Below are 22,097 nucleotides of genomic sequence, written 5' to 3' on the forward strand. Positions count from 1 at the left end.
TCATACGGCACTTTGATCCTGGTGCATGCCGTACTACTCAAAAACTCGACCTGATTAACGACATCAAGCGTGTTGAACCTAAAGACATGCAGTACGGAAAAATCGATCTTTGATCGCCGTTTACGAGCCAACATCAATGAGCTGATGTTGCGCTACGGCAGAGGCGGACATATCGCGGCCGCTACCTGTTACATCCTGATAGAGCCGGAACCTGAGGATAGAGCAAGCACCTGAGGGAGATCAGGCCCGGATTGAGCATGCGCCGCGCACGGTTTAAACAGAGGGCATCGCATGTGGGTAAAATCCCTGCGTTAACAGGGAGTTTTGATATAAAGTGGGCGGCAAAACTGGTGAGGAATCGAAATGAGACATATACACACTGCCACCCATCCTGAACTCGGACCGTTAAGCGAGTATCGCATCATTCAGCGTCAGGCGGCGCGGGCCATTGTGGTTGATGGTGAAGATATTCTGATGCTGTATACCGCACGCTATCACGATTACACCCTGCCGGGCGGCGGGGTCGATGCGCATGAGGATATTCTGCAGGGGTTGGTGAGAGAACTGGAAGAAGAAACGGGTGCGAAGAATATTCATCATATTCAACCCTATGGCATCTATGAGGAGTTTCGTCCCTGGTATCGTGATGACGCCGAGGTGATGCATATGATTTCCCATTGTTTTACCTGCAAAATTGACCGAGTACTGGGCGAAACGCGGTTTGAAGATTATGAAGTCAAAAATGGCATGAAGCCGGTGTGGATTAATATTAATGATGCGATACGCCACAATGAAAAGACGATGACCGAAAGCGATAAAAAGGGCATGAGTGTGGAGCGGGAGACTTTCCTGTTGCGCCTGATCGCCAGAGAACTGCTGTAAACCTCGGTTGGCGTATCTGGTGTAGCGTTCTCATATCGGTTAGCTCGGTGCATCCATATCCCGTTTCACAGGTGGCTGAATTGTTTGAACTTTGCTGATGCCGGGGCTGTCTATAGCATCAGTACCTGCAAGAGATTGACGCACAGCTGACCGGCTTGTCTGCCAGGGTGGATAGTCGGTCTGGCAAGGTGAACAGTTTTGCAGCCAGACCCGCAGTCAACGATGGAATACTGCATCTCGGATCTAAAGGGTATATACTCATAACTAGCTGAATTATTGATAAGAAATGATCGTGTCCTCGGACTGACGCAATGTCGGCACCAGACGCAACATTAAGCAGAAGGATTTTTGAATGGGGAAAGTAAGACCAATGGCGTTAGGGATGATATTAGCTCTGACCAGCCATTTCTCTCTCGCTGATGTGATCGAAAGTACCAGCCTGGTGGGTTTCGGCACAGCAAAGTATCCGCCAAACTTCACTCACTTTGATTATGTTAATCCCGATGCGCCAAAATACGGCAAAGTGACTTATGGCCAGGTCGGCACCTACGATAACTTCAACCGCTACGCCTCACGTGGCGTCGCTGCGGCAGCCAGTGGTGAGCTCTACGATCCGCTGATGTTTTCACCGGCTGACGAAATTGACTCTTACTATCCTTTGATTGCAGAGAAAGTGCGTTACTCGGATGATTACGCCTGGCTGGAGCTGGACATCAATCCCAACGCGCGTTTTCAGGATGGCGTGCCTATTACCGCGCACGACGTGGAATTTACCTTCAACAAGTTTATGACTGAAGGCGTGCCTCAGTACCGGGTTTACTACAAAGAAATAAAATCGGTTAAAGCGCTGAATGACAAAACAGTGCGAATTGAAATGGCAGAGCCGAATCGTGAAAAGTTGTTCAGTTTTGCGCAGTCAACTCGTGTGTTACCGCAGCACTTCTGGAAGGATAAGAGCCTGTCAGAACCGCTTAATCAGCCGCCGGTTGGTAGCAGCGCTTATAAAGTGGAAGAGTTCAAACCTGGTCAGAGTGTGACCTATAAACTGGATGATAATTACTGGGCCAAAGATTTACCGGTTAATGTCGGTCGTAACAACTTCAAAGAGGTGCAGTACGATTATTACCGTGATGACACCGTCATGCTTGAAGCGTTCAAAGCCGGTGAGTTTGATTTACGCCAGGAGAGTCAGGCTAAGTACTGGGCGACCTCTTACACCGGCGCCAATTTTGATAACGGTTTCATTAAAAAAGAAGAAATTCCGCACGATGCTCCGGCGGCAACACAAGGCTTTGTGTTTAATACCCAGCGTCCGGTGTTTAGTGACGTGCGTGTTCGCGAAGCGCTGAATTATGCGATGGACTTTGAGTGGATGAACAAAAACATGTTCTACAGTCAGTACACTCGCACTCGCAGTTACTTTCAGAATACCGAATACGAGGCGAAAGGTTTACCGGATGACGCTGAACTGACGGTGTTAAATCCGGTTAAAGATAAGATTCCGGCGCGAGTGTTTACGCAAGAGTATCAACCACCGGTCACCGATGGCAGTGGTCGTATTCGTCCGCAGATGCGTCAGGCGTTCAAACTGCTGAAAGAGGCGGGATGGGAGTTGAAAGATAAGGTGATGACCAATGTTAAAACCGGTCAGCCAATGTCTTTTGAGCTGCTGATTTACAGCCCGACCTCTGAACGTATTGCGATTCCGCTGCAAAAGAATCTCAAGCTGATGGGCATTGATATGAAGATCCGCACCATCGATACCACGCAGTACATCAAGCGCCTGCGTGACAGAGACTTCGATATGGTCTCGTCTTCTTATGCTGCTAATCCGTTCCCGAATCCGAACCTGATGATAGTGTGGAACTCGCATTATCTTGATTCGACCTACAATACCGCAGGCGTGACGGATCCGGTGATTGATCAGCTAACCCTGGATATCGCCAAGAATCAGGAACATCCGGAAAAGCTGAAATCATTGGGTAAAGCGCTGGATCGTATCCTGCAGTGGAATTTTTACATCATTCCGCAGTGGCACACCAGTATGTACCGGGTCGCGAGCTGGGATAAGTTTGAGCGTCCGGCTGTAATGCCTAAGTACGATCTTGGTTTGGATACCTGGTGGATCTCCAAACAGAAGGCCGAAAAATTACCTGAGAAGCGTCGTTAAGAGGAAGTTATGGCTGCGTACATCATTCGCCGTTTGCTGTTGGTGATACCAACGCTGTGGGCCATCATTACCATTAACTTCTTCATCATCCAGATAGCGCCCGGTGGGCCGGTTGAGCAGGCGATTGCCAACCTGCAGGGCCATACCTCCGGCATCATGGAGCGCTTTTCCGGAGGGGGGCAGGAAGTCGACATGTCGAAAGTCGACAATGGTGACCCGACCGGCTACAAGGGCTCTCGTGGTTTGGATCCTGAGGTGGTGGAAGCGATTAAACGTCAGTTTGGTTTTGATAAGCCACTGCACGAACGCTATTTCGACATGCTGAAAAACTACGTCACGTTTAACTTCGGCGAGAGCTTGTTCCGCGGCGGTAATGTGATTGATTTGATTGTTGACCGACTGCCGGTGTCGATATCACTCGGCTTGTGGAGTACGTTGATCATCTATCTGATCTCGATACCGCTCGGCATCATGAAGGCGATTCATCACGGCTCACGCTTTGATGTCTGGTCAAGTGCGATGGTGATCGTTGGTTATGCCATTCCCGGTTTTTTGTTTGCGATTATTCTGATCATTCTGTTTGCCAGTGGCAACTACTTCAGTTGGTTCCCGCTGCGGGGGCTGGTGTCGGATAATTTTGACCAGCTCAACGGGTATCAGCAGATCATCGATTACTTCTGGCATCTGGCTTTGCCGATTTGCGCCATGGTGATCAGTGGCTTTGCGACCCTAAGCATGCTGACCAAAAACTCGTTTCTGGATGAGATCAATAAGCAGTATGTGGTCACCGCACGTGCTAAAGGGCTGGATGAGGGCAGTATTCTGTACAAGCACGTGTTTCGTAACGCGATGCTGATCATCATCGCCGGTTTCCCGAGTGCATTTATCAGTATCTTTTTCACCGGCTCGATGCTGATTGAGGTGATGTTTTCGCTGGAGGGCATTGGTCTGCTGGGCTTTGAGTCCACGATTCAGCGCGACTATCCGGTGGTATTCAGTTCATTGTACATCATGACATTACTTGGTCTGATACTCGGCATTATTTCGGATTTGACCTACACCTGGGTTGATCCGCGCATTGATTTTGAGGCCCGCTAAATGGTGTTGAGGAGTAAAAAAGTGAATCCGCTCAACGCGGCGCGCTGGCAGCGATTTAAATCCAACCGGCGTGGTTTCTATTCGTTGTGGATATTTTCGCTGCTGTTTCTTATCAGCTTGTTTGCGGAAGTGATCGCCAACGATAAACCTTTGTTTGTCTCTTATGATAACCAATGGTTTTTCCCGATAGCTGAGCAATACGCCGAAGCCCGCTTTGGCGGTGAATTTGAGACCGAAGCGGATTACACCGATCCGTATGTCATCGATCTGATTGAAGAGAAGGGGTATATGATTTGGCCACTGATCCATTTCAGTTACGACACCATCAACTTCGATATTGTCGGCTCTGTACCGTCTGCACCGGACAGTGTCAACTGGCTGGGCACCGATGACAAAGGGCGCGATGTCCTGGCGCGAATTATCTACGGCTTTCGTATTTCAGTGCTGTTTGGTTTTGTCCTCACCATCATATCTTCATTGATCGGTGTGGTGGTTGGTGCCACTCAGGGTTATTACGGCGGCTGGCTGGATTTACTCGGCCAGCGCTTTATCGAAGTGTGGTCAGGCATGCCAACCCTGTTTCTGTTGATTATTCTGTCGAGTTTTGTCGAACCGAATTTCTGGTGGTTGCTCGGCATCATGGTGCTGTTCAGCTGGATGAGTCTGGTGGGCGTGGTGCGGGCAGAATTCTTACGCTGCCGTAATTTTGATTACGTACGCGCGGCGCAGGCGATGGGGGTGAATGACACCCGTATCATTTTGCGCCACATGTTACCGAACGCGATGGTCGCGTCATTAACCATGATGCCGTTCATTTTGTCAGGCTCGGTCACCACCTTAACGTCTCTCGATTTTCTCGGTTTTGGTCTGCCGGTCGGTTCACCATCACTGGGTGAATTGCTGGCGCAAGGTAAAACCAATTTACAGGCTCCGTGGCTGGGTATTTCGGCGTTTGTTGTGTTGTCGCTGATGCTGACTTTGCTGGTATTTGTCGGTGAAGCCGTGCGGGATGCGTTTGACCCCCATTTACAACGGAGAGGCTGATGAGCGAAGCATTACTCACAATCGAAAACTTGTCGGTCGGCTTTGGCCGCAGTGATGCGGTGCAGGCGGTGACTCATCAGGTATCGCTGTCGATCAATAAAGGCGAAACTCTGGCGCTGGTGGGCGAGAGCGGATCGGGTAAATCGGTGACCGCGAATGCGATTTTAAAGCTGCTGCCCAAAGGTTCGGCCCATTATCTGGAAGGTCAAATCAATTTTGCCGGGGTGAATACACTGCAATGCTCCGAGCGTCAGTTACGCGGTATTCGCGGTGGCCGGATTGGTATGATTTTTCAGGAGCCGATGGTGTCACTCAACCCGCTGCACAAAATTGGTAAGCAGCTGGTGGAAACCCTGGCTATTCATCGCGGCATGCGGCAGAAAAAAGCGGAGAATCTCGCAATCAGCTGGCTGGAAAAAGTCGGTATCCGGAATCCGGCCAGTAAGATCAACGCTTATCCGCATGAATTATCCGGTGGTGAACGCCAGCGGGTGATGATCGCGATGGCACTGATTAATGAGCCGGAGCTGCTGATTGCCGACGAGCCGACCACGGCGCTGGATGTGTCAGTGCAGGCGCAAATCCTCGATCTGCTCAAATCGCTGCAACAAGAGCTCGGTATGGCGATGCTGTTCATCACGCATGATCTGAGCATTGTGCGCCGCATTGCCGATCGGGTAGCCGTGATGCAGCAAGGCAAACTGGTTGAGGTTAATCACTGTAAGACTCTGTTTGTGGCGCCGCAGCATCCTTATACCCAATTGCTGATCCAGTCTGATCCGCGCGGCTTACCGGTACCGGTGGACAGCAACAGCCCGGTTCTGCTCAAAGCTCAGGATCTCAAAGTGTGGTTTCCCATCACCGGTGGCCTGCTTAAACGCACCGTAGACCACGTGAAAGCAGTAACGGACATGCAGTTTGAACTCAGAAAAGGTCATTCGATTGGTTTGGTCGGCGAAAGTGGTTCAGGCAAATCAACCACCGGCATGGCAATCCTGAAACTGGTGAATTCGCAGGGTGTGATTGAGTACGACGGCCAAGACCTGCAAGGTTTGGATCGTAAAGGTATGTTGCCGTACCGCAGTAAAATGCAGGTGGTGTTTCAGGACCCGTTTTCGGCGCTCAATCCGCGAATGTCAGTGGCACAGGTGATTGGTGAGGGCCTGTACGTGCATACCGATTTCAGCGACGAACAGATTGATGCGGCGATCTGTGATGCGATGCGCGAAGTGGATCTCGATCCGCAAACTCGCCATCGTTATCCGAATGAGTTCTCCGGCGGTCAGCGTCAGCGGATTGCGATTGCCCGTGCTCTGGTGTTGAAACCGGAATTTATTCTGCTCGACGAGCCGACATCGTCTCTGGATCGCACAGTACAGGCGCAGGTGCTGGATTTGCTCAAATCGCTGCAGGAAAAATACGGCTTAACCTATCTATTTATCAGCCATGATCTCAACGTGGTGAAATCACTGTGTCATTACACCATAGTGATGAAGCAGGGTGAAATTGTAGAGCAGGGTCCGACGCTGGACCTGTTTCAGAATCCCGGCCAGCCTTATACCCGTCAGCTGGTCAGCCTGTCGTCGTTTTAGTGTTGCTTGCAATGTTTGAGTGACAGACAAAGGCCCGGCAATGCGGGCCTTTGTCTTCAATACGAATAGGTTTGAGCAGATTGGGTTTGAGCCGATTCATGGACCGTCAGCTCACTGTAGCCGGTATCGCTGTCAAACTGGCGTTCAAACTGCAGAGTCGGGTAGTGATGGATAATCAGTTCTGCTGTGGTATTGACGATATTGCCATCCAGCAAATGACCGCCCCAGACTTTGCCCTTTGCATCAGCGACTGCAATATACAGATGAAGGTGAGCATGGGTCAGGGTGCCCATCAGCGAAACAATTTCAAACGGTGCTTCAATGCTCAGTGTGCTGTGACTGTCCGCAAGGCGAATATTGAGCGTTGATAAGCATCCGGCGCAGGACGCGACAGACCCTGCCTGCACCTGGTTCTGCCTGATCAGTGCCAGAATCGACTGTTTCAGATCGGCGCCCCGGGTCAGACGGGTGGCGATAACATTGATCATCATGCCTCTCCCTTAATCAGTTGCAGCAGGGTTTCCAGTGCCTGCTCAAGGTCCTGATAACGTTTGGCTTTGCCCAGCACGCGCATGCCCTGCATCTGGGTCAGGATCAGGCTGGCGAGCGCCGCAGGGGCAAGATTGCCGGCCACAGCGCCGCTCGCGACCGCCTTGGTTAACGCCTGTGTCAGCACCTCGGTTAAGTGATCAAACAGTTGGTGACCACGTTCCAGTACCCGCTCATCCTCTCCGGCATGTTCCACTAACGCGTTTTGCATAAAACAGCCACGGCTGCGTTGGCGCTGGAGTTCTGCAAACTGGCGCAGAAAGTGCTCTATCTCGCTCAGCGATGCCTGCGGCTTTTGCAGCTCCGCCAGTGCCGGAAAAGAGACCGACTGCAGGTATTTATCCAACGCCTGATAGTAGAGTTGCTGTTTGTCACCAAAGGTGTTGTACAGGCTGAAGCGGTTGATTTGCAGCGCATCGATCAGATCAGAAATCGCAGTATGGGCATAGCCCCGTTGCCAGAACAGTTCCATGGCCTGGGCCAGCTTCTGGTCGCGATCAAAATTACATTTTCTGGCCATGGTTATCTGCCTCGTTGGTGCGCCCGAGCTTATCAGGCTGGCTAAAATGATTCTTGACTGATCGTTTAGTTTACCGCTAAAGTCTATCCTAAACGATCGTTCAGTTAAAGATGAAAGGGATGTAAAATGAAGCTATACGAAACCGCCATGACGCCAAGCTGCCGCCGGGTCAGCATTTTTCTCAAAGAGTTGGGTGTCGATGTCGAGCGTGTTGCGCTTAATGTGCGTGAAGGCGATAACCTGACCGACACCTTCAAGCATAAGAGTGTCAACGGTAAGGTGCCGATGCTGGAACTGGATGATGGGACAACTTTATGTGAAAGTGTCGCGATCTGCCGTTATTTTGATGAAACGACAGCTAACGATAAAAATCTGTTTGGCCATGATGCGCTGAGCAAAGCGCAGGTCGAAATGTGGCATCGCGTGGTCGAATTTCAGGGCCTGTATGCCGGATTCCAGGCATTTCGTAACCTGAGCGGGATTTATCAGGATCGTGAAACCTGTGTCGCTGCCTGGGGTGAAGAAAGTAAATCACGCGTAGCTGAATTTCTGCCCCAGCTTGATGCACGTCTGGCGCAAAGTGACTATGTTGCCGGTTCTGCGTTTACCATCGTTGATATCACCGCGTTTATTTTTGTGGGTTTTGCGCAAAAAGCACTGGAAATCGATGTGACCGGTCAGTTCGCCAATATTGCCCGCTGGCAGCAAGTCATCGCTCAGCGTCCGTCATTTCAGTAAACGCAAGGATATCTCAGGGATGTGGTTGGTATAGAGTACGCTTCTTATCCGTTAATCAGTGAGTCTGCAGGATTTGATTTATTAATGCGGGTGGCTTCGGTACACTAGCGCTAAATGTTGTAGAGACAATGATCATGAATGAATTTGAAGCAGCTCAGTGGGATGAAGAAGAAGTCGAAATCGAGGCAATTGGTGTCGAAGTCGATGAACAACCTATTGAACTCTATAAAGTATTGAAGATTGCCAACGTCGTCAGTGGCGGTGGTGAAGCGAAATACGCGATCGCTGAAGGTTATGTGGCGGTCAACGGTGAAATCGAAACCCGTAAGCGCCGCAAGCTGTACGATGGCGACCTGGTGGAGTTTGATCAGGAATATTACCTGGTGATCTGTGATGCACCCGTTACCGAAGCCGAGCCAAAACCTGTGAAACAGGCAGAGAAGAAAGCGGCACCGGCTGCGAAGAAGAAAGGCAATAACAGCCAGCCATCTGCTGACAAGAAAAAGTCGGCAGACAAAAACAAAGCAGCCAGTAAAAAGGGTGCTCAGGCTGGTAAAAAAGGCCAGAACAAAGCTCACCCTCTCTCTCAGTCTGCCAAGCCAAACAAAGCAAAGGCTACGCCAGATAAAGCGGCTGTCGATAATAACGCCGATAGCATCCCAGCCCAATCAGAGGGCGGACGCAACGCGATTCGTTTCTTCTGATAGCCGGTATAACGGGAAATCTGTTGATCAAGGGGAGCCGATAAGGCTCCTTTTGATCTCATGATTGAGGACTGTGCCAAAGGTACTGACGCTAAAATACCTCTTCTCCCAGGCCCACAGCCGCACAGCTCACGGCTATATTCTCATCCGCGGCCTGCATTTCGCAGCTTTGATCATCAATGCGTGAAAAATTAAATACCGCACCAAAAGTGTTATTGGCTACCTGATCTTGCTCTGATGGGATTGAACCGCTGACGCCGGTTACTGTTGTAGTTGTAGCGGTGAGATGATACTGCGATTTAAAAATATTCTTTTCTACCGTTGCCGGCCCTTGCTCCGGTATCCCGCGAATACCCACCGAGGAGCGATTTGAGGTGCCATAGTCGCCATAGTTGAACCAGTTATGCATCACATGCACATAGCTGCCGCCGTATCCTTCGCTGCCTTGGTGCATATCGAACTGATGATAGGCACCGCGGCCGCCATCCTGCATCACCAGATTATACTGAGCCAGGTAACCTTCACCAAGCTTGCCTGAACCTGCAATGGCGTGACGGTTGGCGGAGAAAATGTTGCACTGGATAGTGGCGCTGGTATCACCGTTCTGCACCACCACACCGTAGCCAAGTTCACTTTTGATATTGTGATGAATATAGTTGTTGTTAATAAAAGCCTGATGACTTTGTTTCAGCGACACGCCTGCCCAGGGCCAGCCGTATATTTCGTTGTTATCAACCATCACATCGGTCGAATACGACTCAGCCTGCATCCCGATAGTCTGCTTATCACTGTTGCTGACTTGCACTGGGCCTTCAATGATCAGACCGGATATTCGGCTGTGGCTGGCCAGAGTGATCACCGGGTACTTGTCATCTGAATCTGTTTCGAGCGGCAAAACCACCAGCTTACCCGGATTGTCGACCTGGCCGCGTTCACCGAACAGCGTCTGGCCGAGGCCAAGTGACAACGCCCCGGATTGGTTCGGAAGCTCTATGGTGACTCCGGCAGGGATCTTGATGTAGCGATAGCCGGCACTAATTGCCGTCAGCAGATCCACATAATTAGTGACTAAAATCAGACTGGAACTGTCTGGCAAGTTCAACGGCTGAAAGCTAATGCCCAGCGTAGCGCAGGTTTCTCGTGCAGTCGGGAGGGATGTGCTGTCGGCAGTCTGTGCGGATTCTGCCGCAGTAGTCGTGTCTTCGGAACAGGCGGTTAAGAAAACAAGCAGCGTGCATGCTAAGAAGGAGTGACGTTGCAAGGGAACCTCTCTAATGTGGAAATCTAGGGTGAAAACTATTTGGTAATCTCAATGACAGTATCAATTTTATGATAAGTGGTGCGCTGACCGTTGCCGCGCTTTACGAAATGTTCTTTGCCCTCGGTTAGTCTGTGAACGCTAGCCATAGTTGGTCTAAGGACAATCGGAGCGATAGGATACCATTTTTATAAAACGATGTTCTGTTAATTTATTTGAATATAAGGTGAGCGCTTGAGAAGAGGGCGAGATTAGTCTCGATCAGGCAATAACCCGGCTAAACAGACTGAGCCGGATTATTGATGAGTAAAGGAAGATATGGAGGTTAGATGGCTGCGCTCAGGCAACGGTAGGCAGGGCTAACAGTGCACCGGCCTGTTTATCGCTGAACGGAGACTTGAGCAGTTCGCTCAGGTCATCGACGGGAGCCGGTAATGATTGCGCCCATACATGCAGAGCCTGCAACACTTGCTCGCCACAGACGGTCACCCAGCGCTGCTGTGAGCCTGCTGAACCACTGTCAACACTCAGTAATTGGTCGTAGCCGGAGTGTAGCTGTTGCTTCAATAGATTCGCCAACTGATGTGCGGGTAAAGACGATTCTATGTGGTACAGATAACCGTGTTCGATTTTCTGCCTGGCCCAGTATTCGACCCCATCTAACGTGACCATAGTGCGCGTAACAAAACGTGCTGCGCTTTGTAACGCATATGGAGCGATGCTGACTGCGGTATGTTTAAATTCCGGCTGGCCGGAAAGCTTATCGGTAAAAGGCGCGATCAGTGCGCACGGCTTACTCTGTTTCGCTGTGGCATTATTCCAGTGAATCGGCATGAACAACTGGCCGGGAAGCACTTGTGCACAAATTTCTGCCCGCGCCAGAGCTTGCCCTTGCGTGTTATGAATCTTGACCAGTTGATTGGAGGTAATGCCATAGTAAGCTGCTGTGTTCGGATGGATTTGCACGTAAGGCTGCGTGCGGTGTTCGCCGAGACGAGCCGATAAACCGGTTCGTGACATGGTGTGCCAGTGATCGCGGGTTCTGCCGCTGTTGAGCAATAACGGAAATCGGTTGCTGGTCCCGTCATGCGGCGCTTTGTGATGGGTGGCGATAAAGTTGGCTTTACCATCAGGGGTATAGAAGCGGCCCTTAGTCAGCAGACGCTGGTTGACTATCTCGGTTTGCAGTTCAACCACCGGCCATTGCTGTGGCGTCAGGCGGCTGTAGCCCTGGTCATCAAGCTGAGTCAGGCCAATCAGAGTGAAATCACGTTCACCGCTGAGATTGCCCAGCGTAGATAACCTGGCGTACTCGGCAAACACTTCGCCCTCGTGACGGTAATTGAATTGCTGCGCGTAGCCCATTTTGCTTGCGACCTGGCTGATGATCCACCAATCCGGCTTAGCCATGCCGGGGCTTGGCATAACACGGCGCTGGCGTGAGATCCGGCGCTCTGAATTGGTCACCGTACCGGATTTTTCGCTCCAGCCCTGAGCCGGCACAACTAAATCCGCCATGCGTGTGGTTTCAGTATCGGCGATACAATCAGACACCACCACAAACGGGCAGGTTTGCAGTGCCTTACGGATCTTATCGCTGTCCGGCAGGCTGACCATTGGGTTGGTCGCCATAATCCACACCGCTTTAATTTTGCCCTCAGCCATTGCATCAAACAGCTCCACCGCTTTGAGGCCGGGCTGAGTTGCCAGATTGTCGGTGTGCCAGAAATCGCTAATTAACTGATGGTGCTGCGGGTTATCAAACTCCATGTGAGAGGCCAGGGTATTGGCCAGTGCCCCGACTTCACGCCCGCCCATGGCATTGGGTTGTCCGGTCACGGAAAAAGGACCGCAGCCCGGGTAGCCGATCTTACCACTCGCCAGATGACAGTTAATGATGCTGTTGACTTTGTCTGAGCCGATACTCGACTGATTGACGCCCTGAGAATAGAGGGTGACTACTTTTTGCTGAGTTGCAAAAGCGTGATAGAACTCGTCGAGTTGCTGATGCGAAAGCCCGGTAATCTCTGCGATGTCCGCTTGTGCACGGGCCGCTTGCAGCGCTTGCTCAAAACCCTTGGTATGCGCCTTGATATAAGTGTGATCGAGATGCTGGTGCTGGTCGAGATAAGTCAGCAAGCCATTAAACAGCGCCACGTCCGAACCGGAATGTAATCCCAGATGCTGATCGGCAATGTCACAGCTGTCCGTTTTACGCGGATCGATCACGACGACGTTAAGTTCGGGGTTGACCTGCTTGGCAGCACGTAAGCGCTGGAACAGCACCGGGTGACACCAGGCCAGATTTGATCCGACCAAGACCACCATGCCGGCCAGTTCAAGATCTTCATAACAGACGGGTACGGTATCTGAGCCGAACGCACGTTTATGGCCAACCACGGAAGAGGCCATACAGAGGCGCGAGTTACTGTCGATGTTAGCGCTGCCAATAAATCCCTTCATCAGTTTGTTGGCGACGTAATAATCTTCGGTCAGCAACTGACCGGAGACATAAAAAGCGACAGAGTCCGATCCATAGTCGCGAATGGCCTGACTGAATTTATCGGCGATTAATGTCGTTGCGCTGCTCCAGTCGAGGGTTTGTGGCTGGTCATTGGGATTAAGAGTCGGCGTGAGCAGACGTCCGTCAGTAATAATCGTATCGCCCAGGGCGATTCCTTTCGTACACAACTTACCGTAATTGGACGGGTGACTTTTATCACCTCTGATCTCCAATTCACCGCTGAGCTTTGGCCTTGCTTCGACACCACAGCCCACACCACAATACGCACACGTTGTCTTAATCCATCCATCATTCTCACGTGACATGCAGATGCTCCCTATTCTGATTTATTTCCTTTATTTGTGTTAGGTGCAATAAATAAACCAGAATGTTAAAAGTTGGAATAAATTAAATTAAAATCAATAAAAACAGCAATTTAAATATTGATATACCACTAAAGTGGTAGGTGTGTTTTTAAGGTATTACCCTTTGGAGGTATAGGTATTGCACCACTCAAGAATTAAATGCACCGTGAGTGCTCATAAAATAACAGTATTTACTTTTTTGTGCCGTGTTTTTAGCCAGCATTTCTGATTGATTATTTAATTTATGCATATGAAAAATAAATAGAAAATAAAATATCTCCTGCAAATTTTTAAAGTTTGGCATTCAAATTGCGTTGTTGGATTTAGCAAAAATCATTTTCAGTGCAGGGAGCCAACCATGAAGTCAGACATGAAAACAATGCTCAGCAGTACAGCTCTTAACGCTACAGGTATCGTCACCTTAGTGGGTGCGGGACCGGGTGATCCGGATCTGCTGACGGTCAAAGCGCTAAGAGCGATTCAAAATGCGCGCTTTATTGTGTTTGATAATCTGGTCAGTGCAGACATCCGCGCGCTGTTTCCTGCTGAGGCGAAAACGCTGTATGTCGGTAAAGCCAAAGGTCATCACAGTGCCACTCAGGATGAAATCAATCAGATTCTGGCTAAGTACGCTCAGTCTGGCGTGAATGTTGTGCGGGTGAAAGGTGGCGACGGATTCGTATTTGGTCGTGGTGCTGAGGAGATGCTCTACCTGACTAAAAAGGGCATTAAAGTCGACGTGATTCCCGGCATTACTGCCGCATCAGGCTGCACGACTTACGCCAATATTCCACTGACCCATCGCGGACTGGCGCAGGGCTGCACTTTTATTACCGCTCACGCTGACAAACAGTTATCGGTTAACTGGTCTGCGCTGGCGCAGCTTAATCAGACGTTAGTGATTTATATGGGGTTGAGTAAAACCGATCTCATCAGCGCGGAACTGATGGCTCATGGTATGAGCAGCGATACCCCGGTAGCCATGATTGAGAACGGTTGTACCGCGCAGCAGCGAGTCTTTACCGGTGTTCTGAGCGAGCTTAGCCAGATCAAGACTCAGCATCAAATTCAGTCTCCGGCACTGATTGTGATTGGCCAGGTGGTGAGTGTTGCCAACCAAATGGAATGGTTACAGCAACTTTCTCAGCGCGCACAGGCGAGCGAGTATCAAGCGTTCAGATTAACCGCTTAATTCAGATTTTACTGCGTGCCAGCAATTGGCGCAGGACAGGAAACCAGGCTCAACAGACCAAATATGAGTCGTAGAGACAAATTTACATTAGGGAAGATTACTATGAGTAAGCAAAGAATCGTGGTGGTAGGCAATGGCATGGTCGGCCACAAATTTATCGACACTTTGATCCAGAGCCAGCGTGATGATGTGGAGATCATTACTTTTTCCGAAGAGTCTCGTCTCGCGTATGACCGCGTGCAATTGACATCTTACTTTACCGGTAAAACGGCACAGGATCTGGCGCTGACCGATGAGGCTTACTACCAGAGCAACGGTGTGAAATACGTGGTCAACGAGAAAGTGGTGCAGGTCAATACCGCGGACAAGCAGGTGGTTACCGCCAGCGGCCGCGTTGAAGCGTACGACAAACTGGTGCTGGCGACCGGTTCGTATCCGTTTGTGCCGCCGATCCCGGGCAATGATCACGAACACTGCTTTGTTTACCGCACACTAGAAGATTTGGATGCGATTGAGCTGTCGAGCAAGCAGAGCAAAACCGGCGTGGTGATTGGCGGCGGTTTGCTGGGGCTTGAAGCGGCTAACGCGATTAAAAACCTCGGTATGGAAACTCATGTGGTTGAGTTTGCCCCGCGCCTGATGGCGGTACAGCTGGAAGAGGGGGGCGGTGCGCTGCTGCGCCGCAAAATTGAAGCCATGGGTGTATTCGTACACACGGAAAAAGCGACCAGTGAGATCGTGGCCGGTGAAGAGGCTCGCTACCGGATGAACTTTGCTGACGGCAGTCATCTCGAAACCGACATGATTGTCTTTTCTGCCGGTATTCGTCCGCAGGATGAACTGGCGCGCAGCTCCGATATCACGCTGGGTGAACGCGGCGGGATTGTTATCAACAGCTACTGTCAGACCAACCATAAAGATGTGTATGCGATTGGTGAATGTGCACTGTGGCACAACCAGATTTTTGGTCTGGTTGCGCCTGGCTATCAAATGGCGAAAGTGGCCGCGAAACACATTCTGGATAAAGACTCTGAGCTGGCATTCACTGGTGCGGATATGAGCACCAAACTCAAACTACTCGGTGTGGACGTGGCCAGCATCGGTGAAGTGCATGGTCGCACCGAAGGCGCGCAGTCTTATACCTACAGTGATGAAATTGACCAGGTTTATAAACGTTTGATCGTCTCTGCCGACGGCAAGCGTATCGTCGGCGCTGTGCTGGTCGGCGATGCCGAGGCCTATGGAACCTTACTGCAACTGAAACAAAACGACATGCCGCTGCCTGCCAACCCGTCGGTACTGATTCTGCCCAATGCCGTCGAGGATGACACGGCGGCAACCGGAATTGATGCGCTGCCTGATAGCGCTGTGATCTGTTCGTGCTTTGATGTGACCAAAGGCGACATTAAACAAGCGGTGGCCAGTGGCTGCACCACCATGGCCGGGTTAAAAGAAAGCACGAATGCTTCAACCGGCTGTGGTGGTTGTTCAGCCCTGGCAAAACAAGTGCTGGACAGCGAACTGCTCAGCCTGGGGGTCGAAGTTAATAATGACTTGTGTGAGCACTTTGCTTATTCCCGTCAGGAGCTGAGCGATCTGGTGCGGGTGAATCAGATTAAGACCTTTGATGAACTTTTGAGCCAATACGGCACTGGTCATGGTTGTGAAATTTGTAAACCGGCCGCGGGCTCGATTCTGGCCTCGTTCTGGAATGACTACATTCTGGAAAACCAGCATATGGAGCTGCAGGACACTAACGATATCTACCTCGGCAACATGCAAAAAGACGGCACCTATTCGGTGGTTCCGCGTATCGCCGGCGGAGAGATCACTCCGGACAAACTGATTGTGCTGGGTCAAGTGGCTAAACAGTATGACCTGTATACCAAGATCACCGGTGGTCAGCGTATCGACCTGTTCGGCGCCCAGTTGAACGATCTGCCGCAGATCTGGCAACAGCTGGTGGAGGCCGGATTTGAGACCGGTCATGCCTACGGTAAATCGGTCCGTACGGTGAAATCCTGTGTCGGCAGCACCTGGTGTCGCTATGGTGTCGGTAACAGTGTCGGCTTCGCAATAGATATTGAAAACCGTTACAAAGGTCTGCGCTCACCACACAAACTCAAGTTTGCGGTGTCCGGTTGTACCCGTGAGTGTGCGGAAGCGCAATCGAAAGACATCGGCGTGATCGCAACCGAGAACGGCTGGAACCTGTATGTGTGCGGTAATGGCGGTATGCGCCCGCGTCACGCTGACCTGTTTGCGACCGACCTCGACGATCAGACTCTGATCCAGTACGTCGACCGTATTCTGATGTTCTACATTCGTACCGCCGATCGCCTGCAACGCACCTCAGTATGGATGGAAAACCTCGACGGTGGTCTGGAGTACCTCAAACAGGTGGTGATTGAAGACAAGCTGGGCATCTGCGTTGAACTGGAACAGGCCATGGCCGAAAACATCGCTAAATATCAGTGCGAATGGAAAACCACACTGGAATCACCAGAGAAACTAAAGCGTTTCAATCACTTCATTAACAGTGATCAACGTGATGAACGTCTGCAGTTTGTCTCGGTGCGCGAGCAGCGATTCCCCAAAGCGGTAAAGGCGGACAAGCGCCAGCAGCAGATTCAGCAGATTGATATCGTGGAAGTGGAATAACCCACAACGGCCACGGACTTATTCAACAGTGATAAATTGAGCCATTAACAGGAGAAGGGCAATGGAAAACTGGATAACCATTTGTCAGGCAGAAGACTTGGTGCCTAACGTCGGCGTATGTGCACTGGTAGGCGGGGAACAGGTTGCGATCTTCAGTTGTCAGCGCAGCGGTCAGCTGTACGCCGTATCCAACTTCGATCCGATTGGCGAGGCGAATGTGATGTCGCGCGGCATGATGGGGTCGCTTGGCGGTGAACCTTATGTGGCATCTCCCCTGTATAAGCAGCATTTTCATCTGCTGAGCGGCGAGTGTCTGGAAGATGCGCAATACCGCCTGAAAACCTATCCGGTTCGTCAGCAGGATGGCGTCGTTCAAGTTCTCGCATCGCTGGCCAATGCGGCCTGATCGTAACGTTTCCACACCGCTGCAGTGACGCGGCGGTTGTGAATCTCTTTGAATTGATTAAAAGGATTGAATCATGGAAAACAGCAAATTTTCACTTTTTTCGTTCAGCGGCAAGATGAAAATCTTACACCTGAGCTGGATTGCGTTCTTCATCACGTTTGTGGTGTGGTTTAACTTTGCGCCGCTGCTGCAGATGGTGAAAGAAACGTTGGGGCTGAGCACTCAGGAGATCAAAACCCTGCTGATCCTCAATGTGGCACTGACCATTCCGGCGCGCGTCGTGATTGGTATGCTGACCGATAAATATGGTCCGCGTCTGGTTTATTCGGCTTTGCTGGCTGTCTGTTCGATTCCCTGTTTTATGTTCGCCTTTGCAGATAGCTTTATCCAGGCTGCGATTGCCCGCTTCCTGCTGGGCTTTATCGGTGCCGGATTTGTGATTGGCATTCGCTTGGTGTCGGAGTGGTTCCCGCACAATGAGCTGGGGACTGCGGAAGGTATCTACGGTGGTTGGGGTAACTTTGGTTCTGCGGCGGCGGCGTTTACCCTGCCGACAGCGGCTGTGCTATTCGGCGGTGAAGATGGCTGGCGTTATGCCATTGCCATTACCGGCCTGATGAGCCTGCTGTTCTCCGTGGTGTTTTACCGCAGTGTGACAGATACCCCGAAAGGATCGACCTACTTCAAACCTAAGCATATGACGGCAATGGAAGTGACCTCAAAAGGCGATTTCTTCTTCCTGTTGCTGATGAAAATTCCGATGTATGCGGTACTGGCTCTGCTGGCCTGGAAACTGTCTTCAGCGGGTATCGGGATGCTGCCGGATGTCGCGGTCAACTCTATCTACGCCGGTTTGGTCGCGCTCTACCTGGTTGAACTGACTCAGGTATGGAAAGTGAACAAAACGGTGTTTGACAAACCGGTTGAGCCTGTCCATCAGTACAAGTTTAAACAGGTTGCGGTACTTAATGTGCTGTACTTTGCGACCTTCGGCTCAGAGCTGGCAGTGGTTTCCATGCTGCCACTGTTTTTCTCGGAAACCTTTGAACTGACGCCGGTTGTCGCGGGTATGGTTGCGTCTGCTTATGCTTTCATGAACCTGATGTCACGTCCGGGAGGCGGTTGGATTTCAGACCGTTTCGGCCGTAAACCAACCCTGCTTATCCTGACCGCAGGTCTGGCGGTGGGTTACTTCCTGATGGGACAAGTCGGCAGCGAATGGCCAATCTGGCTGGCAGTGGCTGCGGCGATGATGTGTTCGTTCTTTGTTCAGGCCGGTGAAGGCGCTGTATTTGCGACTGTCCCCCTTATTAAACGTCGCATGACCGGTCAAATCGCGGGCATGACAGGGGCTTATGGTAACGTCGGCGCGGTGACTTATCTGACTATCCTGTCATTTGTCGACTATCAAACTTTCTTCTTTGTGATTGCCGCGACCGCAGTGGTTGGCTTTGCTGCCCTGATGTTGATGGAAGAGCCGAGCGGTAAGATTGCAGAAGTCAATGAAGATGGCAGCGTGACTCTGATTGATGTTTCACACTAAAGGTAGCTGAGTGGCGGTATAGATCGCCGCTCTCCTTTAGCGGATTTATCGGGAGACTTGATGAGACGTTTCGCCCGCACAGCGAAGCTCGTGTGATTAAGTCGTTCAAAAGCTCAATGTTGCTCAGGTTCTGTTTTCCCTGGCTGTGTTGAGCTTTTGTTCGGTCAGACTGGTAAAGTCACTATCAGGCTGACTAAGCAGAGCAAGTGAAGAGGATCTCTATGCATGCAAGGCAGATGAAACAGGGACAGGCACTGATGATTGATCATGCCGGTACCTCGCTGACCGGAACCCGGCAGCACAATCAGGACGCTTTGTTGGTGAAGCAGCCACAGGCGGCCGATGTTGTGGCGCATAAAGGTATTGTGGCCTGTATTGCTGACGGGGTAAGTTGCAGCAACCAGAGTCAGAAAGCCAGCCATACCGCGGTGGTGCAGTTTATTAATGACTATTACGCCACCCCGGACAGCTGGAGCATTCGCCATAGCGCCGGCCAGATCTTAACCGCGCTCAACAGCTCGCTGTATGAAGCGGGCTGCCAACAGAATCTGACCCACAACGGTTTGGTGACGACCTTCAGTGCCGCTATTTTTAAATCCAACACAGCGCATCTGTTTCATGTTGGCGATACCCGCATCTATCGGGTGCGGGATGGCAAATTGCGTTTGCTGACCCGGGATCATCAACGTACCCGGTTTGGTCAGCAAGCTTATCTGACCCGCGCACTGGGCATGGATAACCGGCTCGATGTCGACTATCAGACCGTCACTCTCAAACCTGACGACTATTTTATTCTGACCAGTGACGGCGTACATGATTTCGTCGATGAAACCCGCATGCTGGATGCGCTGAACCAGGAGTCCGGCCTGGACCTGCAAGCGCTTAGTGAGGCGTTATGTCAGCAGGCGCTGGACAACGGCAGCCAGGATAACGTCAGTTGTCTGCTGCTCAAGGTCAGGCAGCTACCGCAACGTACTTTGCTGGAACACCAGGTGATGACCCTGACGCGGGTGATTCCGCCCGCGCTGGAAGTCGGACAGAGCCTGGATGGTTATCGGGTTGATGAGGTGTTGTATGCCGGTTCACGCAGCCATGTGTATCGGGTGACCGAGGTGGCGAGCGGTGAAAGCAGGGTATTGAAAGCTCCTTCGCTGCAATACAGTGATGATCGGGATTATCTGGTTCATTTTGCCAACGAATTTTGGGTCGGTTCGCAAATCAACAGCGAGCGGGTCATGAAAGTGTATCCGACGCCGGCTGATTCACCGTTTATCTACCAGCTATGCGAATGGGTACAAGGCATTACCCTGCGGCAGTGGATGTTTGATAACCCCGCACCATCACTGGCCCAGGTGCGTACCATTCTGAGCGAAGTGGTGAAAGCGGTACGAGTGTTTCAGCGAGCTGATATGGTGCACCGCGATCTGAAGCCGGAAAACATCATGCTGACCAGCGATGGTAAAGTCAAAATCATCGATTTTGGCGCAGTTAAAGTGATGGGACTGGAAGAGATGCAAGCTGTTCCTGAGCCACAGGCCCCGCTTGGCGCGGTTAACTACATTGCGCCGGAATACATCAATGGCAGTGAGGTGACAGTGCTGTCAGATTTGTTTTCGATCGCTGTTATCGCTTACGAGATGCTGAGCGGACAATTGCCATATAAAGCCAGACAGTCTACCCATTTGCAGTCCGCCCGGCACATCAAATGGGACTACCGGCCGATCGAACAATTTCGCTCTGATATCCCGTTATGGGTCGATCTGGCGCTACGCAAAGCCACTCATCCATCACCTGCACAGCGTTATCAGGCGCTGGGGGATTTTATTCTCGACCTGTTTACACCCAACATCCGCTTACAGAAAGAGTTCAAACACAAACCCGTATTGCAGCGCAATCCGCAGCTGTTCTGGAAAGCCACCGCACTGCTGGCCATCGCCGTCGCGCTTCTGGAAGGGGTGATGTTGCTGTGAGCGGGCTAACTCGTGCGAAGAACTATCATAAGTCATATGGGTGAAATTCAGACCTCTGACAAATGATATAAATGTGGCAACAATTTGCTCGAGATAGGTAAAAAGTTGCTCGAATGAAGTAAATCCTTACCCTACTAACAATGTTGTCTACATAAGTTATTGAGTAAAAAAGAGCATGGTGGTGGCACAAAAATTGTGTGAGTGAAACAGCATTTTATGATGCTTTGTTCTCACACTGTTTAAGGAAAAAGTGATGCCAACTCCATGTTATATCTCTATTGAAGGCCAGACTCAGGGTCTTATCACCGCTGGTGCATGTACTGCTGATTCAATTGGCGATTCTTTTGTCGAAGGTCACGAAGACGAAATGCTGGTGCAGTATTTTGACCATAACGTGACTGTGCCAACCGATCCTCAGTCTGGTCAGCCATCAGGCCAGCGTGTACACAAACCATTCACTTTTACGGTCTCGCTGAACAAAGCCGTCCCTCTGCTTTATAACGCACTGGCTTCTGGTGAAAAAATGACCAGCGTTGAGCTGAAATGGTACCGCACCTCAATTGAAGGTAAGCAAGAAAACTTCTTCACTACCAAGCTTGAGAATGCTTCTATCGTCGATATTCACTGTGAAATGCCACATTGCCAGGATCCGGCCAAATCGGATTTCACCCAAAACCTGACTGTTGCCATGTCTTACCGCAAAATCACCTGGGATCACGTTAATGCAGGTACATCGGGTTCAGACGACTGGCGCAAACCAATTGAAGCGTAAACCACGCTGAAATAAGCCTGTAGACTACGCTACGCGTGCTCGTCTATGGGCTTTGTTTCAAATTCAGTGGGTTGAAAATTCGTTTAGGTTGAATTTGACGTAGTCGCAAACTCATTTGTTAGAAGCTCAG

17 protein-coding genes are annotated in these 22,097 nt (G+C 50.9%); 13 read left to right on the forward strand and 4 right to left on the reverse strand.

Features of this window, described 5'->3' with window-relative positions; all coding sequences use genetic code 11:
- Positions 1-363 precede the first annotated feature (363 nt).
- The 5 genes from E6C74_RS12235 (at position 364) to E6C74_RS12255 (ending at position 6,786) form a co-directional block, all read left to right on the forward strand.
- Positions 364-882 (forward strand): NUDIX hydrolase, encoded by a 519-nt coding sequence (locus tag E6C74_RS12235; RefSeq protein ID WP_136485563.1) that lies wholly within the window; start codon positions 364-366, stop codon positions 880-882.
- A gap of 352 nt (positions 883-1,234) precedes the next feature.
- Positions 1,235-3,052 (forward strand): extracellular solute-binding protein, encoded by a 1,818-nt coding sequence (locus E6C74_RS12240; RefSeq protein WP_136485566.1) that lies wholly within the window; start codon positions 1,235-1,237, stop codon positions 3,050-3,052.
- 9 nt (positions 3,053-3,061) lie between these two features.
- Complete coding sequence (locus tag E6C74_RS12245; protein ID WP_136485568.1) at positions 3,062-4,150, forward strand: microcin C ABC transporter permease YejB; 1,089 nt, start codon at positions 3,062-3,064, stop codon at positions 4,148-4,150.
- The gene (locus E6C74_RS12250) at positions 4,151-5,194 is read left to right on the forward strand and encodes an ABC transporter permease (RefSeq protein WP_136485570.1); all 1,044 of its coding nucleotides are present in this window, start codon (positions 4,151-4,153) and stop codon (positions 5,192-5,194) included. It abuts the gene before it with no gap.
- The gene (locus tag E6C74_RS12255; protein WP_136485572.1) at positions 5,194-6,786 is read left to right on the forward strand and encodes an ABC transporter ATP-binding protein; all 1,593 of its coding nucleotides are present in this window, start codon (positions 5,194-5,196) and stop codon (positions 6,784-6,786) included. The genes E6C74_RS12250 and E6C74_RS12255 overlap by 1 nt, the downstream gene beginning before the upstream one ends.
- Before the next feature lie 56 nt (positions 6,787-6,842).
- Here the strand turns inward: E6C74_RS12255 and E6C74_RS12260 are convergent, their stop codons facing one another.
- Together E6C74_RS12260 and E6C74_RS12265 are read right to left on the reverse strand one after the other, a co-directional pair.
- Positions 6,843-7,274 carry a DUF296 domain-containing protein gene (locus E6C74_RS12260; RefSeq protein ID WP_136485949.1) on the reverse strand — a complete coding sequence of 144 codons (432 nt, stop codon included), beginning with the start codon at positions 7,272-7,274 and terminating at the stop codon, positions 6,843-6,845.
- Complete coding sequence (locus E6C74_RS12265; protein ID WP_136485574.1) at positions 7,274-7,855, reverse strand: TetR/AcrR family transcriptional regulator; 582 nt, start codon at positions 7,853-7,855, stop codon at positions 7,274-7,276. Before E6C74_RS12265 ends, E6C74_RS12260 begins: the two co-directional genes overlap by 1 nt.
- A 126-nt stretch (positions 7,856-7,981) precedes the next feature.
- Between E6C74_RS12265 and E6C74_RS12270 the strand changes: the two genes are divergently transcribed.
- Both E6C74_RS12270 and E6C74_RS12275 read left to right on the forward strand, forming a co-directional pair.
- On the forward strand, positions 7,982-8,593 hold the full coding sequence (locus E6C74_RS12270; protein ID WP_136485576.1) for a glutathione S-transferase: 612 nt from the start codon (positions 7,982-7,984) through the stop codon (positions 8,591-8,593).
- Positions 8,594-8,727: 134 nt separating this feature from the next.
- The gene (locus E6C74_RS12275) at positions 8,728-9,297 is read left to right on the forward strand and encodes an RNA-binding S4 domain-containing protein (RefSeq protein ID WP_136485578.1); all 570 of its coding nucleotides are present in this window, start codon (positions 8,728-8,730) and stop codon (positions 9,295-9,297) included.
- A gap of 91 nt (positions 9,298-9,388) precedes the next feature.
- On the opposite strand, the gene E6C74_RS12280 is transcribed toward E6C74_RS12275, so the two are convergent.
- Both E6C74_RS12280 and E6C74_RS12285 read right to left on the reverse strand, forming a co-directional pair.
- Complete coding sequence (locus E6C74_RS12280; protein WP_136485581.1) at positions 9,389-10,393, reverse strand: right-handed parallel beta-helix repeat-containing protein; 1,005 nt, start codon at positions 10,391-10,393, stop codon at positions 9,389-9,391.
- A 501-nt stretch (positions 10,394-10,894) separates the two neighbouring features.
- Entirely contained in the window at positions 10,895-13,384 is a 2,490-nt protein-coding gene (locus E6C74_RS12285; protein WP_136485583.1) for a nitrate reductase, read from the reverse strand.
- A gap of 397 nt (positions 13,385-13,781) precedes the next feature.
- Here E6C74_RS12285 and cobA point away from each other — a divergent pair, with 397 nt between their 5' ends.
- The 6 genes from cobA to E6C74_RS12315 all read left to right on the forward strand — a co-directional run bounded on the left by cobA (position 13,782) and on the right by E6C74_RS12315 (position 21,967).
- The gene (gene cobA / locus E6C74_RS12290) at positions 13,782-14,615 is read left to right on the forward strand and encodes a uroporphyrinogen-III C-methyltransferase (RefSeq protein WP_136485585.1); all 834 of its coding nucleotides are present in this window, start codon (positions 13,782-13,784) and stop codon (positions 14,613-14,615) included.
- A 102-nt stretch (positions 14,616-14,717) separates the two neighbouring features.
- The gene (nirB, locus tag E6C74_RS12295) at positions 14,718-17,276 is read left to right on the forward strand and encodes a nitrite reductase large subunit NirB (protein ID WP_136485587.1); all 2,559 of its coding nucleotides are present in this window, start codon (positions 14,718-14,720) and stop codon (positions 17,274-17,276) included.
- A gap of 61 nt (positions 17,277-17,337) precedes the next feature.
- Positions 17,338-17,682: a nitrite reductase small subunit NirD gene (gene nirD / locus E6C74_RS12300; RefSeq protein ID WP_136485589.1), complete on the forward strand. Its 345-nt coding sequence runs from the start codon at positions 17,338-17,340 to the stop codon at positions 17,680-17,682.
- A 73-nt stretch (positions 17,683-17,755) separates the two neighbouring features.
- Entirely contained in the window at positions 17,756-19,225 is a 1,470-nt protein-coding gene (locus E6C74_RS12305) for a NarK family nitrate/nitrite MFS transporter (protein WP_136485591.1), read from the forward strand.
- Between the two features lie 221 nt (positions 19,226-19,446).
- Entirely contained in the window at positions 19,447-21,195 is a 1,749-nt protein-coding gene (locus E6C74_RS12310) for a bifunctional protein-serine/threonine kinase/phosphatase (protein WP_136485595.1), read from the forward strand.
- 253 nt (positions 21,196-21,448) lie between these two features.
- Entirely contained in the window at positions 21,449-21,967 is a 519-nt protein-coding gene (locus E6C74_RS12315) for an Hcp family type VI secretion system effector (protein ID WP_136485598.1), read from the forward strand.
- Positions 21,968-22,097: the final 130 nt, after the last annotated feature.

Source organism: Vibrio sp. H11 (genome assembly GCF_004804295.1).
Taxonomy (GTDB): Bacteria; Pseudomonadota; Gammaproteobacteria; order Enterobacterales; family Vibrionaceae; genus Vibrio; species Vibrio ostreae.

Bases quoted from the DNA above. Each gene is read 5' to 3' on its own strand.
- E6C74_RS12235 (WP_136485563.1), top strand. From the start codon at position 364: ATGAGACATATACACACTGCCACCCATCCTGAACTCGGACCGTTAAGC.
- E6C74_RS12275 (WP_136485578.1), top strand. From the start codon at position 8,728: ATGAATGAATTTGAAGCAGCTCAGTGGGATGAAGAAGAAGTCGAAATC.
- E6C74_RS12310 (WP_136485595.1), top strand. From the start codon at position 19,447: ATGCATGCAAGGCAGATGAAACAGGGACAGGCACTGATGATTGATCAT.
- E6C74_RS12265 (WP_136485574.1), bottom strand. From the start codon at position 7,855: ATGGCCAGAAAATGTAATTTTGATCGCGACCAGAAGCTGGCCCAGGCC.
- E6C74_RS12245 (WP_136485568.1), top strand. From the start codon at position 3,062: ATGGCTGCGTACATCATTCGCCGTTTGCTGTTGGTGATACCAACGCTG.
- E6C74_RS12305 (WP_136485591.1), top strand. From the start codon at position 17,756: ATGGAAAACAGCAAATTTTCACTTTTTTCGTTCAGCGGCAAGATGAAA.
- nirB (WP_136485587.1), top strand. From the start codon at position 14,718: ATGAGTAAGCAAAGAATCGTGGTGGTAGGCAATGGCATGGTCGGCCAC.
- nirD (WP_136485589.1), top strand. From the start codon at position 17,338: ATGGAAAACTGGATAACCATTTGTCAGGCAGAAGACTTGGTGCCTAAC.
- cobA (WP_136485585.1), top strand. From the start codon at position 13,782: ATGAAGTCAGACATGAAAACAATGCTCAGCAGTACAGCTCTTAACGCT.
- E6C74_RS12250 (WP_136485570.1), top strand. From the start codon at position 4,151: ATGGTGTTGAGGAGTAAAAAAGTGAATCCGCTCAACGCGGCGCGCTGG.
- E6C74_RS12285 (WP_136485583.1), bottom strand. From the start codon at position 13,384: ATGTCACGTGAGAATGATGGATGGATTAAGACAACGTGTGCGTATTGT.
- E6C74_RS12260 (WP_136485949.1), bottom strand. From the start codon at position 7,274: ATGATCAATGTTATCGCCACCCGTCTGACCCGGGGCGCCGATCTGAAA.
- E6C74_RS12240 (WP_136485566.1), top strand. From the start codon at position 1,235: ATGGGGAAAGTAAGACCAATGGCGTTAGGGATGATATTAGCTCTGACC.
- E6C74_RS12255 (WP_136485572.1), top strand. From the start codon at position 5,194: ATGAGCGAAGCATTACTCACAATCGAAAACTTGTCGGTCGGCTTTGGC.
- E6C74_RS12270 (WP_136485576.1), top strand. From the start codon at position 7,982: ATGAAGCTATACGAAACCGCCATGACGCCAAGCTGCCGCCGGGTCAGC.
- E6C74_RS12315 (WP_136485598.1), top strand. From the start codon at position 21,449: ATGCCAACTCCATGTTATATCTCTATTGAAGGCCAGACTCAGGGTCTT.